The following is a 12,537-nucleotide window of genomic DNA, read 5'->3' as shown; positions in this document are numbered from 1 at the left end:
TGGAAACGGCCTTGGTGGGAGTCCATAACCCTGACCTATTTAGTTGTTCTTGTGTCTGAGACAGAATCACCAATACGTCCAGCGCTGGCAATGTCCAAAACTGACAAAATCAGCGGGTGGGTTGGTCAGGCCAATTGCACAGGGGTTTTCTGCAGGCTGCGCTATCCTGCACTAATCTTAAAGAACATGTCTCTGTGGGGAAAGGAAGCCAGGTGAACGCACGTTTTACACCGCAGGTATTGATGCTGGTTGAGCCGCAGACCCAGCAGGAGTTGGCGTTATCGGAGCTGGAACGAACGCTGGGCTGCCATCTGGTGAGCCTGGATGGCTGGGCCGCGGTTGCGCAGCAAACCCAGACTGCACCGGTGGCCATGATTGAAATTACACCGGATAATCAAAGCCTGTTACGTCATCAGCTGCAGGGCGATTTTATGGTGCGCCCCTATGAGCACCTGATCCTGTTTCAGCGTCAGCCCGGCAACATTGATCTGGATCCTTTTTGGCAGTGTCGTTTGGCATTGTATGTCCCTGTTTTTTCGGGCTATGAGTCACTCTATACCGCCCTGGATCAGTTTTTCACCCGTCAAAGAGAAGCCAGTCTCCTACGCCAACAGCTAAACGAAGCCAGCGATATTGCCATGCTCTCCATGTCTGCCAGCAGCCAGCTGGGTGAAATCATCCGTTTTTTGGAGAAGAGTTACGAATGCAGCGATTACGACAGTTTGGGACTGTTGCTGAACCAGACTCTGGAGCGCTTGGGGGTGTCCGGCTGCGGCATAATCGAAGCCGAAGATGGCGGGATGGTGTACTTTGGCTCAGAGGCGCGGCAGGATGCCTGGCAGCGCCTGATGCTGGAAATGCGCAGCAAAGGCAGGTTTGTGGATCTAGAAAACCGCACCATTGCCAACTTTGACACCGTCAGTGTGATGGCCCGTAATATGCCAGAAGCGGGATCTGAGCCATACGGGCGCATGAAAGACATGTTGTTCACTTTGGTGGAGGGTGCCGAGGCGCGGGTGAAAACCCTGGCTTTAGAGCGCGCGGTGGCCATGTCCGAGAAGGCCAAATCCATCTTTTTACGGGTCATGTCCCACGAACTGCGTACCCCCATGAACGCTGTCTTGGGCTTTAGCACCAAGCTGGCGGCCAAAGCAATGGGCGATCCGTTTTCTGAGCGGGAATTGTCTGCTGTGACCATGGTAAAGGATAACGCGGATCGCTTGATGGAAATGATCGAGGATCTTGAAGATCTGAGTCGGGTTAATGTGGACACCGAGCATGCAAAGCAGCGAGTACTGGTGGCCGATGTGCTGGCAGGCACCTTTCGTGTCAGTGCAGCGCGGGCGGCGCAAAAAGGGCTGCACTTTATTGGCGAATTTTCGGAAGAGTGCCTGCAGGCAGAGCTGGATCCAATGCGTTTGAATCAGGTGGTGAAAAAGCTCTGCGCCAATGCCCTTAAATACACAGAACAAGGTGAGATTCGGGTTTCCGTGGGAACGGAGTATCACACCGATTTGGGTGAACAACTGGTGATTACCGTTGCCGATACCGGGGTTGGCATGTCTGCCGATCGAGTCAGTCAATTGTTTCGCCCGGTAAGCCAGCTTTATGATGATTACGTTCACCACCACCAAGGCACCGGCTTGGGGGTAACGGTGGTGAAAGAGTTTGTTGCCGAAATGGGCGGTGAAATAAATGTGACCTCGCAGGAGGGCGTGGGCACCCGTTTTTGTATAACCTTGCCACAGTTTACCCATCACGAGCCCACCGATAGCGTCGAATTATTCTAAAGCCCATCCCTATTCGGGCTGGTCATGATTCATCACAATTGATCTCTGCTCTGCCATGGTTGCGGCGGCGGGTTGCCGCTTTTGCGCGTTGTACTGTCCCTGTCATTCACTGTTTGGGGATCAACAATGCAACGGAAATATTCTCTACTCTGCCTGTTTTTTGCTTTTTGTCTGCTGTGGACATCCTCCCGCAGCTTTGGGTTTGAAGAGGCTGATTATGCCTCCCTGGATGAGGTGGGTACCGGCAGTTTGCTGGTGAAGGAGGGGCACAGCTATCGACCGTTTCTGCGCAGCAACGCCGAATTTGATGTGCAGGTGAATGGTTTGGTGTCGAAGGTGATAGTGCGACAGAGCTTTCGGAACCCGGGGCAGGATTGGGTAGAGGCTGTTTACGTGTTACCACTGCCGGATGACAGTGCAGTGAACGCCATGCGCATAAAAATCGGCGAGCGCGTGATTGAAGGGGAGATCAAAGAGAAACAGGAGGCCAAGCGCATCTATACCCAAGCCAAGGCCGCCGGTAAGCGGGCCGGGTTACTGCAACAGCAGCGCCCCAACCTGTTCTCAACTCAAGTGGCCAATATCGGCCCCGGTGAAACGGTCGAGGTGGAACTGAGCTTTCTACAGGTGCTGCATTACGATGGTGGGCAATTCTCTTTGCGCTTGCCCCTGACACTCACGCCTCGATACATCCCCGGTGTGTCGCTGATGGAGTTACCGCCCCAAGAGGTAAAAGGCTGGTCGTTCCCCACGGCACAGGTGCCGGATGCTCATCTTATTACGCCACCCCAAACACACCAGGCCCAAACCCCTGAAGGCGGTGACGATCAGCTCAAGGCCCGTATTCAGATTGCGGTGAATACGGGGTTTGATGTTGAACGGTTCAGCGCGCCGTATCACGCCATTGACGTGACTCGTCTCAGTGCCGAGTATCGGGTTAGCACTCAGTCCGGCGCTGTGCCTATGGATCGTGACTTTGTTCTGAATTGGAAACCTGTGGCGCAACAGGCTCCTGTGGCGGCGTACTTTTCCGAGCAGGTTGAAGGCAAGGATCATGGATTGATTATGTTGCTGCCCCCAACTCAGTCACAGAATCTGCAGATCGGGCCGCGGGAACTGATTATGATCATCGACAGTTCCGGCTCCATGTCGGGGCAATCCATGGTGCAGGCAAAACAGGCGGTGCAAATGGCGCTGGATCGTTTGCGTCCACAGGATCGCTTTAACGTAATTGACTTCGACTCTGGTTTTAACACCCTGTTTCCTGCGTCTGCCCACGCCGAACCGGGAGCGCTGCGCAGGGCGCGGCTCTTTGTCGACAGCTTGGTGGCCGATGGCGGTACCGCCATGTACGCACCATTGCAGGCCGCACTCACCGGGCCAGACAGCGAGGAAAACGTTACCCAGGTAGTGTTTATCACCGATGGCAGCGTAGGCAATGAGGCGGCGCTGTTTGAGTTGATTCACAAGCACATTGGCAGCAAGCGGCTTTACACCGTGGGTATCGGTTCTGCCCCCAATGCCTATTTTATGCGTAAGGCAGCGGAGTTTGGCCGTGGCACATACACCTACATCGGCAGCAGCGATGAAGTACAGGGTAAAATGTCAGAGCTGTTCGGTAAGATCGAAAAGCCCGCCCTTACTCATCTGAACGTGAACATTGAGGGCGCTCAGGCGGAACTCTATCCGCAGCCGGTGCCGGATCTGTATTTGGGTGAGCCTTTGGTTATTAAGGCGCGATTTGATGAACAGCCCGAGCGTATTCAAATCAGTGGAATGTTTGAGGGCCAGCCGTGGCGATCCCAGTTGCAGTTGCAACAGGGGGATAGTGCCACGGGTGTTGCAACCCTGTGGGCCCGCAGCAAAGTGGCCCATCTGCAGGATGAGGGGGTGCGGCAGGGCAATGGTGAATTACATCGGGATGAGATCATCAAGTTGGGCATCGAACATCGACTGGTAACCCGTTACACCAGTTTCGTTGCGGTAGACAAAACGCCGGTGCGGCCAGCCGATGCAGACTTGCTGACGGATCAGGTCGCCAATCGCATGCCTGCGGGATCCACCCAGCCTGCGCCTGCCGTGGGCTATCCTCGCACGGCTTTGGGTTTGCACTGGCACCTGCTTATGGGGCTGATGCTGCTGATCTTGGCGTTGCTGGTGTGGCATCGCGCTGAATTCAGGGAGGAATGCCATGGGGATCTGGCGTAAGCGTCTGGCGTTGTTGTTGGTGGTGCTTGCGATGTGGTTCTTGGGTGAAAGTGCCTACATGACCGCCAAGGCTGAGCTGGCGCAGTATCTGTTGCAAGAGGCCTGGCAGCGTCATCTGAAGGACGGTGCCGAGCACCGCCCCTGGCCCTGGGCGGATACCTCGCCCATCGCCCGACTGGTGTTTCCGCAGCAGGATACCAAGCTGGTGGTGTTAGCCGGAGCCAGTGGCCGTAACCTGGCTTTCGGCCCGGCGCACCTCAGTGCCAGCGTGATGCCTGGGCAGTTGGGGGTTAGCGTGATCGGTGGCCATCGTGATACCCACTTTGCGTTCTTGCGTCATGTGCAACTGGGGGAGCAGTTTCTGTTGCAAACCGCCGATGGCATCAAACGTAAGTTTGAGATCGTGCAGATCCAAGTCACCGATGTACGTGATTCCGATATTCTGCTGCAGTCCCAGGAGCCGGTGTTGGCGCTGGTGGCATGCTATCCGTTTAATGCCTTGGACAGTGGTGGGCCGCTGCGTTATCTGGTGATCGCCCGAGCGGTGTCCAACCGCATTGGATCGAATTGGCCCACGAACACTGACACTGGTTACAAGGGTGTGATAGCGTAGCGGCCTGATGCAGACTAGGGGGACCAGGTGATGCTGCTGCGATACATCCTCACCGAGGCGATGTTGCCGCCGGGGGTTAATTTATTATTGCTGCTGGCGGCGGCGCTGTTGTGGCGCTGGAGCCGACGGGTGTCATACGGGCTCGTCGCGTTATCCCTAAGCAGCCTGTTGGTGCTATCGATTCCTGCGATGAAGTGTTTCTTGTATCAGGGCCTGGAGCCATATCCAGCTCTGGATGCTGCCGGTTTGAACAGCTTGCCATCGCCACCGCAGGCTATCGTGGTACTGGCTGGGGGGATTCACAAACAGCAGCCTGAATATGGCCGTTCCGTGGCGGGGGGATACAGTGTCGACAGATTGCTGTATGGCGCAGAACTGCAGCGTGCCACGGGGTTGCGCATTCTGCTGAGCGGTGGCAACCCGGCTCAGGCAGAACGCAGCGAGGCAGAGGCCATGGCGGAGTTACTGCGTAACTTGGCCATCGAGCCCGACTGGGTGGAATCCAACAGCCTGAATACCTGGGAGAACGCCATGTTCAGCGCGGAGTATCTGAGGCGCGATGGAGTGGACACAGTGTTGCTGGTCACCTCGGCCTGGCATTTGCCAAGGGCGGTGTATTGTTTCCGGCAGGCGGGTATTGAGGTGATACCGGCACCCACCGGGTTTGAAGGCGATTTTGATAACGAGCCGGGAGATTGGATTCCTTCGTCTTACAGTTTGTATCTTTCATCCCGAGCGCTGCGTGAATACCTGGGCTTGCTGGCCTACCGTCTGGGGTTGGCCAGGCCCGGATAATCTGTCGCGCGGCTTTATTTGGAGCGGGTCACGGTCGCGTTATGGTAGAGCGGCCGCACATTCAGCGCAGGCTCAGGCCTTAAGCTCAGCACCACGCCTACGATTAAACCCAGAAAACACAACGCCAGCACCGGCCACTGCCCAAACTGCACAAAGGGGGTCACGCCTTGGGTGCCGTACACCACGCCTTTCAGCACGCCCTGTTCGAACTGGGGCAGTTGCGATTGCACCCGCCCTTTGTGATCGATGATGGCGGTGATGCCGGTATTGGTGCCTCGCAACAGATATTTGCCGGTTTCCAGTGCTCGCATGCGGGCCATCTGGAAATGCTGGATGGGGCCCCAGGAATGGCCGAACCAGGCATCGTTGCTGATGGTTACCAGAAAGTCCTTGCCCTTGGCCTGTTCTCGCACCAGTTCCGGGTAGACGATTTCGTAGCAGATGTAAGCAGCAAAACTGAGGCCTTTGGCCATCAGCACAGGCTGCTCGGACGCACCGGAGGTAAAGCTGGACATGGGCAGGTTGAAGAACGGCAGCAAGCCGCGCATTAAATCTTCCAGGGGCACATATTCGCCAAAGGGCACCAGCTTCTGCTTGTTGTAGATGCCTTGCCCGTCCCCAATCACGAACACGGCATTGAAGTAATGTTGTTCGCCGTTCTCGTTTGGTTCCCAGCGGGGCACACCGCTGACGATGGCAACGGACTTTTCTGAGGCGCGAATATCCAGCTCGGTAATGGTGCGCATAGCCTGATGATAGAACACGGGATAAGCCGCCTCCGGCCACAGAATAAACTCCGCATCCCAGTTGGCTTCGGTGGCTTTCACATAGGTATCGATAATGGCTTTACGGTACTTTGGATCCCATTTTTGTTCCTGCGGAATGTTGCCTTGCACCAACGCGACTTTGCGCGTCTGAGCCAGATCCGGCAGGGTCCATTCCAGGGAGTTCAGGGCCCAACAGCCAGCCCACAGCGCAACCAGTCCTATAACAGCTGGCATTCGACGCAGATTTTCCTGCTTGAATATAAACCGTAGCAACACGGCAGACATCGCCGCCACCAGACTCAAGCCCAAAGCACCGGCCACCGGAGCCAGTCCCCACAGGGGCGAGTCGATAAAGCCATAGCCAGCCCACAACCAGGGGAAGCCGCTCAACAGCCAGCTTTTGCTCCACTCCACCAGTACCCACAGGGCTGGAAACGTGAGCAGGGCATAACGATCCATTTGCCAGCGCCGGAATGCCCAAAAGGGTAGCGAAAACAGCAGCAGGCTGAGGAAGGCGCAAAACAACAGCGTGCCCAGGGCCGCCAGCCACACCGGTGTGTTGCCATAGAAATGAATGCTGACATACACCCAGGATATGCCGACACCGTTAAAGCCCATGCCATAAAGAAACGCCCGCCAGAAGGCGCGCTTGGGGGTTTGCCCTTCCAGCAACACCAGTAGCAGGGCCATGGATACCGGTATCAGCGGCCACAGGTTCAATGGTGCCAGCCCCAGGGGGAACAATGCACCGGCCAATAACGCCAACAGGTGGCCCTTGCCACCTGTGGTAATCGAGGTCTTTAAAGTCATGTTGCTGTTCTTGGTGTTGTTATGGATCTAAGGTATCCGGTGCATATTGCAAACGTCAGTGCTGTATCGGGCTGACTTTTAACAGCCGAATGGCACGATTGTCTGCGTTCATCACGGTAAAATTGTATTTGCCGATGATGACGTTTTCTTCACGCTTGGGCAAATGCCCAAAGTGGCTGAGTACAATGCCCCCGATGGTGTCGTACTCGTCTTCATTGAACTTGGTGGCGAAGTGTTCGTTGAATTCATCAATCGGCGTGACCGCCTTCACCATAAATTCATTACCTTCTGCCTGTTTGATCATATAGTCGTCATCGAAATCGTGCTCATCGTCAATTTCACCTACGATTTGCTCAAGTACGTCTTCGATGGTGACCAGCCCGGACATCTTGCCGTACTCGTTTACAACGATGGCCATGTGGGTGCGGGTTTGGCGGAACTCCCGTAGCAGCACATTCAGACGTTTGCTCTCAGGCACCAGGGATGCAGGGCGGATCAGATCTTTGAGCTGGGTTTTTTCCAGCTTGCCTTTATAGGCCAGATCCAGCAGATCCTTGGCCAGCAGGATGCCGATAATATCATCGGTAGACTCACCATACACCGGGAAGCGGGAATGGGCTGACTCGATGATGGGCGGCAGGTATTCCTCTGGCTTGGCTGTGGCGTTGATGATGATGCACTGAGGGCGGGGAACCATGATTTCCCGCACTTGCATATCCGATACCTGCAGCGCTCCCTGAAAAATACCCAGAGCCTCTGCCTCTACCAATCCGCTGTGATGGGCGTTGGTCAGAATTTCCAGAACCTCTGACTGATTCTGTGGCTCACCTGACAGGAAGTTGGCAATCTTATCGATGAAACTCTTACCCGATGAACCGTTACGACTGTGATCGTCGTTCATGATGACGATGGTCACTCCTCATTTAGTTATTTATTACGTAGGGGTCTGCAAAGCCCAGCTCGGCCAGGATTTGCACCTCCAACGCTTCCATTTGTTGCGCGTCTTGCTCTTGTATATGGTCATAGCCCAGTAAATGCAAGCTACCATGGATGACCATGTGGGCCCAGTGGGCCGTAATAGGTTTGTTCTGCTGCGCTGCTTCCTGTGCCACCACCGGGGCGCAAACCACCAAATCCCCCAGCAGCGCCAAGGGAATATCGTCCGGCCCATCAAAGGGAAACGACAGCACATTGGTGGGCTTGTCTTTGCTGCGGTAGGTGCTGTTCAGCTCCTGGCTTTCTGCGGTGTCCACTATGCGCAGGGTCAGCTCCGTGGGCATGTCGGCAGGGGCAGCGTACTTGGCTGCGTTCAGAGCCTTAGCTACCCAGCGGGTAAATTCTGCTTCCGTTGGCAGGTTGGGGCTCTCGCAGGCGATCTGAAGATCCAGGTCGAGATCCAGCTCGGCAACAGGGTTGTCGGATTCAATCGGCATGGGGAGGCTTAGTGTCGGATTCATGTCGATCGTAAGCTTCTACGATGCGCTGTACCAGGGTATGGCGCACCACGTCCTTGGATTGAAAGTGGGAGAAACCGATGCCTTCAACACCGTCCAGCACTTCCATGGCGTGCACCAGCCCGCTTTTGGTGCCACGGGGCAGGTCGATCTGGGTGTAATCTCCCGTGATAACGGCTTTGGAGCCAAATCCGATGCGGGTCAGGAACATTTTCATTTGTTCTTTGGTGGTATTTTGGCTTTCATCCAGAATAATAAACGAGTTGTTCAGGGTGCGCCCGCGCATGTAGGCCAGGGGCGCCACTTCGATGATCTGGCGATCAATGAATTTGGCAACCCGTTCAAAGCCCAGCATTTCGTAAAGGGCGTCATAGAGTGGGCGCAGGTAAGGGTTGATTTTTTCTGCCAGGTCGCCGGGCAGGAACCCCAGTTTTTCACCGGCCTCCACCGCCGGACGCACCAGCAGAATGCGTCTAACCTGTTCCGACTCCAGGGCTTCCACCGCACAGGCCACTGCCAGATAGGTTTTGCCTGTGCCCGCAGGTCCGATTCCGAAATTGATGTCGTGGCGCATGATCTCGCGCACATAGGCTTTCTGGTTGTCACCGCGAGGTTTGATGGTGCCCTTGCGGGTACGAATGGTCAGCTCGGCAGCTTCGCGATCGGAGCTGCTGTCGGCCGCAACCACTTGCGGTGCAGCATCCGTACTGCTCATCAGGCTTTCTCTCAGCACTAAATGCACATCGTCAGGGGTTAGATCCTGATTGTCACTGGTGTCTTTATAGAGGTTCTTCAGCACTGAGCTGGCAGCAACCACTTGATGCGGGTGTCCCGTCAGTTCAAAGGCATTACCGCGATTGGCAATTTGTACTTCGAGTTTATCTTCGATTTGTCGCAAGTGTTCGTCGAACTGACCGCAGAGCCTTGCCAGGCGACTGGAATCCGCAGGTTCCAGCTTAAGTTGATGTGTTGTAACGATATCGTTCAAAGTGGCTGCGCAAGACGCCCTTCTCTAATGGATTGGGTACAAGAATATACGGAAGCGTCAGGCAGGAAAAGCAGAAATGGCTTTTAAGAACCTTTGTTCATTTTATGACTGGTTTTAGTTCCGAACGGTTTTGTGCCCTGCATGGCAAACGGTGTGATTTTTGCGGCGGATTTGGGGCAGAAATTGTCGAACGGTTTTACAATGATTTTAGCATCTGGCAGCTTATAGTTAGATAAAATCGTTTTGATTCAGTGCGTTATGTTATTGGCACGGTGTCTGCATAGTTGTTGGCGTTGTTGCTATCCACGCACACCTTTAAGCCTGTTAAGTGGCTGAATTCCGGGGGGAAGCGAGGTGAAACCCGATTGGGGCACAATTATGGGGGTGGTTGCACAAGGTCTTTGGCTTTGCGCAACCGCCTCCGGGTTTCAGTACATTTGCTGTAAACGTGCAGGAAGCAACACGCGAACGACCGGACAACGTAAGTTGCCGGTCGTTTTTTATTGCCTGTTGTTTGCCCCGGCTATTCGGCCAGAGCGTTGAAACTACCCAGTAGCGAATTGGGGAGGGCGGCGTCGATGGTCACTTCCACAAATTTGCCGATCAATTCGTCATCGTCATGACGGAAGTTCACTACCCGATTGTTTTCCGTTCGACCTTGCAGCTGGCCAGGATCTTTGCGGGAAATGCCATCCACCAGAATCACTTGTTTGCTGCCCACCATACGGCGGCTGATTTCCTGTGCATTCTGATTGATGCGGTGTTGCAGCAACGCCAGGCGACGTTTCTTTTCTGCCATGGGGGTGTCATCTTCCAGCTCGGCAGCCGGGGTGCCGGGGCGGGCGCTGTAGATAAAGCTGAAGCTGGTGTCGAAGCCGATATCTTCGATCAGCTCCATGGTGGCGCTAAAGTCTTCTTCGCTCTCGCCGGGGAAGCCGATGATGAAGTCAGAAGACAGGCTGATGCCTGGGCGGTTGGCCTGAATGCGACGGATCTTGGCGACGTATTCGTCCCGGTTGTGACCCCGTTTCATGGCGCTGAGAATGCGATCGGCACCGCTTTGTACGGGCAGGTGCAGGTGGCTCACCAGCTTGGGTTCGGTGGCGTACACGTTAATGAGGGAATCGGTGAATTCTACCGGGTGGCTGGTGGTAAAGCGGATGCGTCCGATGCCGGGCACCTTGGCGATGTGTTCGATCAGCTCAGCCAGATCCACGGTATCGCCGTCGACCGTTTCACCGCGGAAGGCGTTCACATTCTGCCCCAGCAGGTTCACCTCGCGCACACCCAGCCCCGCCAGGTGCTGTACTTCTTTCATGACGTCTTCAAAGCGGCGGCTGATCTCTTCTCCACGGGTGTAGGGCACCACGCAGAAAGTGCAGTATTTGGAGCAGCCTTCCATGATGGAGACAAAGGCTTTAGGGCCGTCAACGCTGGGCTCTGGCAGCTTGTCGAATTTCTCGATCTCGGGGAAGCTCACGTCCACCACCGCCTCATGGGTGATGTCGACGGTTTCGATCATGTTGGGCAAGCGGTGTAAGGTCTGGGGGCCAAACACCATGTCCACATAAGGTGCACGGTCGCGGATGGCATTGCCTTCCTGACTGGCCACGCAGCCACCCACACCAATAACCACTTCAGGATTGCGCTCTTTCAGCTTTTTCCAGCGCCCCAGTTGGTGAAACACTTTCTCTTGGGCTTTCTCCCGAATAGAGCAGGTGTTCAGCAGCAGCACGTCGGCGTCTTCTGCATTGTCGGTGAGTTCCAGCTGGTAAGAGGCACCCAGCAGATCTGCCATACGATTGGAGTCGTATTCGTTCATTTGGCAGCCATGGGTTTCGATAAAGAGTTTCTTGCGCATGATCGACTTCGTTCCGAGTCATTTCGGGAGGCGAATTATACAAGGGATAGCGTCGCTTTTCACAGTTTGTCTTGCAGGTCTTATAGGTTAGTATCAGGTCTACCTAAAACCGGTTAAAAATCAGTGATAAAGCGAGCGTCAGCGGGTATGGCTAAGAGTAGTATCAAGGGAGCAGGCAGGGTGAGTCGATCTTTGTGGCAGGTGATTGTGAGTCTGGGGCTGTGTGTGGGGATGTGCTTTCCAGCGCTGTCCTGGGCCGGGGATTTGCCCATTAACACCAAATTGGGTGGGGACTTTACCCTGCCTTCCACCCGTGGAGAGTCCACCAGCCTCAGTGATTTTAACGGCAAGGCCATTCTATTGAATTTTGGCTACACCAGCTGCCCCGACATTTGCCCAATGGTGCTGAACCGAATGGCGGCGGTGATGAATGAGCTGGACGATGAGCGCGCCAAGGTGCAACCGGTGTTTCTTACCTTCGATCCAGCTCGAGACACGGTTGAGCGCCTGCAGCAGTATCTGAAATATTTTGGTGACGATTTTGTGGGCTTCACCGGCACCGATAAACAGCTGGTCGAGGTGGCTCGACAATACGGAGTCATCGCCATTCCGCAGAAATCGGACTCAGCTGCGGGCACGCTCTACACCCACAGTGATTATATTTATCTGCTGGACCAGCAAGGTCGGGTTCGGGCGTTGTATTCAAAATCCGATTCCATCAGCAAAATGGTGGATGACATTGAATCCCTGTTGGAGGATTGAGATGAAAAAATGGTTGGTGGCTGCGATATGTTTGATCTCTGCTGGTTTGGCGCCTGCATTGGCCTGGGCTGAAGCGGGGCTTTCGTTTGAGCAAGGCTGGGTGCGGGCGGTGCCGCCGGTGAGCACCAATACCGCCGGTTACTTCATGCTGCATAACAATACCGATCAGGATCGAGTATTGGTGGGCGTTAGCAGTGGTGTGGCTGAGGTGGTGGAGATGCACACGGTGATTGAGGCTGACGGTGCCTCCACTATGCAGCAGTTAAAACAGCTGGTGGTGCCGCAGCAGGATTGTGTGCTGTTCGAGCCCGGTGGCAACCACATTATGTTTATCGGTTTAAAGCAGCCGCTGAACACGGGCGATAAGGTTACGGTGACCCTGACATTCCAGGGCGGAGAAACCCTGGATGTGGCGCTGCTGGTGCAAAAGGGGCCGCAGGGACAGCAGGATATGGGGCATGGGCATCATCACCATCATTAAGAGGCAGC

11 protein-coding genes are annotated in these 12,537 nt (G+C 55.0%); 6 read left to right on the top strand and 5 right to left on the bottom strand.

The window, feature by feature from the left end; translation table 11 throughout:
- The first annotated feature begins 212 nt into the window (after nucleotides 1-212).
- The 4 genes from Kalk_RS06665 to Kalk_RS06650 all read left to right on the top strand — a co-directional run bounded on the left by Kalk_RS06665 (nucleotide 213) and on the right by Kalk_RS06650 (nucleotide 5,406).
- Nucleotides 213-1,790 carry a sensor histidine kinase gene (locus Kalk_RS06665; RefSeq protein ID WP_101893447.1) on the top strand — a complete coding sequence of 526 codons (1,578 nt, stop codon included), beginning with the start codon at nucleotides 213-215 and terminating at the stop codon, nucleotides 1,788-1,790.
- Nucleotides 1,791-1,916: 126 nt separating this feature from the next.
- Entirely contained in the window at nucleotides 1,917-3,998 is a 2,082-nt protein-coding gene (locus tag Kalk_RS06660; protein ID WP_101893446.1) for a marine proteobacterial sortase target protein, read from the top strand.
- Nucleotides 3,982-4,611, top strand: a complete 630-nt coding sequence (locus Kalk_RS06655; protein ID WP_101893445.1) for a class GN sortase — start codon at nucleotides 3,982-3,984, stop codon at nucleotides 4,609-4,611. The genes Kalk_RS06660 and Kalk_RS06655 overlap by 17 nt, the downstream gene beginning before the upstream one ends.
- Before the next feature lie 30 nt (nucleotides 4,612-4,641).
- Nucleotides 4,642-5,406 carry a YdcF family protein gene (locus Kalk_RS06650; RefSeq protein WP_101893444.1) on the top strand — a complete coding sequence of 255 codons (765 nt, stop codon included), beginning with the start codon at nucleotides 4,642-4,644 and terminating at the stop codon, nucleotides 5,404-5,406.
- A 14-nt stretch (nucleotides 5,407-5,420) separates the two neighbouring features.
- Here Kalk_RS06650 and lnt read toward each other — a convergent pair whose 3' ends face one another.
- The 5 genes from lnt to miaB all read right to left on the bottom strand — a co-directional run bounded on the left by lnt (nucleotide 5,421) and on the right by miaB (nucleotide 11,286).
- Nucleotides 5,421-6,983 (bottom strand): apolipoprotein N-acyltransferase, encoded by a 1,563-nt coding sequence (gene lnt / locus Kalk_RS06645; protein WP_101893443.1) that lies wholly within the window; start codon nucleotides 6,981-6,983, stop codon nucleotides 5,421-5,423.
- Nucleotides 6,984-7,038: 55 nt separating this feature from the next.
- Entirely contained in the window at nucleotides 7,039-7,884 is an 846-nt protein-coding gene (locus Kalk_RS06640) for an HlyC/CorC family transporter (RefSeq protein WP_101893442.1), read from the bottom strand.
- A gap of 22 nt (nucleotides 7,885-7,906) precedes the next feature.
- Nucleotides 7,907-8,416 carry an rRNA maturation RNase YbeY gene (gene ybeY, locus Kalk_RS06635; protein ID WP_101893441.1) on the bottom strand — a complete coding sequence of 170 codons (510 nt, stop codon included), beginning with the start codon at nucleotides 8,414-8,416 and terminating at the stop codon, nucleotides 7,907-7,909.
- On the bottom strand, nucleotides 8,406-9,425 hold the full coding sequence (locus Kalk_RS06630; RefSeq protein ID WP_101893440.1) for a PhoH family protein: 1,020 nt from the start codon (nucleotides 9,423-9,425) through the stop codon (nucleotides 8,406-8,408). Before Kalk_RS06630 ends, ybeY begins: the two co-directional genes overlap by 11 nt.
- 523 nt (nucleotides 9,426-9,948) lie before the next feature.
- Nucleotides 9,949-11,286 carry a tRNA (N6-isopentenyl adenosine(37)-C2)-methylthiotransferase MiaB gene (miaB, locus tag Kalk_RS06625; RefSeq protein ID WP_101893439.1) on the bottom strand — a complete coding sequence of 446 codons (1,338 nt, stop codon included), beginning with the start codon at nucleotides 11,284-11,286 and terminating at the stop codon, nucleotides 9,949-9,951.
- Between the two features lie 180 nt (nucleotides 11,287-11,466).
- Between miaB and Kalk_RS06620 the strand changes: the two genes are divergently transcribed.
- Together Kalk_RS06620 and Kalk_RS06615 are read left to right on the top strand one after the other, a co-directional pair.
- Complete coding sequence (locus tag Kalk_RS06620; RefSeq protein WP_158643344.1) at nucleotides 11,467-12,048, top strand: SCO family protein; 582 nt, start codon at nucleotides 11,467-11,469, stop codon at nucleotides 12,046-12,048.
- A 1-nt stretch (nucleotide 12,049) separates the two neighbouring features.
- Nucleotides 12,050-12,529, top strand: coding sequence for a copper chaperone PCu(A)C (locus Kalk_RS06615; RefSeq protein WP_158643343.1), 480 nt, complete (start codon nucleotides 12,050-12,052; stop codon nucleotides 12,527-12,529).
- The last annotated feature ends 8 nt before the right edge of the window (nucleotides 12,530-12,537 follow it).

This window comes from Ketobacter alkanivorans (genome assembly GCF_002863865.1).
Taxonomy (GTDB): Bacteria; Pseudomonadota; Gammaproteobacteria; order Pseudomonadales; family Ketobacteraceae; genus Ketobacter; species Ketobacter alkanivorans.
Note: the sequence above shows the minus strand (reverse complement) of the source record. Positions and strands in the feature narration are given on the sequence as shown.

Excerpts from the sequence above, each read along its gene's own strand:
- Kalk_RS06660 (WP_101893446.1), top strand. The coding sequence starts at position 1,917 with ATGCAACGGAAATATTCTCTACTCTGCCTGTTTTTTGCTTTTTGTCTG.
- Kalk_RS06655 (WP_101893445.1), top strand. The coding sequence starts at position 3,982 with ATGGGGATCTGGCGTAAGCGTCTGGCGTTGTTGTTGGTGGTGCTTGCG.
- Kalk_RS06650 (WP_101893444.1), top strand. The coding sequence starts at position 4,642 with ATGCTGCTGCGATACATCCTCACCGAGGCGATGTTGCCGCCGGGGGTT.
- lnt (WP_101893443.1), bottom strand. The coding sequence starts at position 6,983 with ATGACTTTAAAGACCTCGATTACCACAGGTGGCAAGGGCCACCTGTTG.
- Kalk_RS06640 (WP_101893442.1), bottom strand. The coding sequence starts at position 7,884 with ATGAACGACGATCACAGTCGTAACGGTTCATCGGGTAAGAGTTTCATC.
- ybeY (WP_101893441.1), bottom strand. The coding sequence starts at position 8,416 with ATGCCGATTGAATCCGACAACCCTGTTGCCGAGCTGGATCTCGACCTG.
- miaB (WP_101893439.1), bottom strand. The coding sequence starts at position 11,286 with ATGCGCAAGAAACTCTTTATCGAAACCCATGGCTGCCAAATGAACGAA.
- Kalk_RS06615 (WP_158643343.1), top strand. The coding sequence starts at position 12,050 with ATGAAAAAATGGTTGGTGGCTGCGATATGTTTGATCTCTGCTGGTTTG.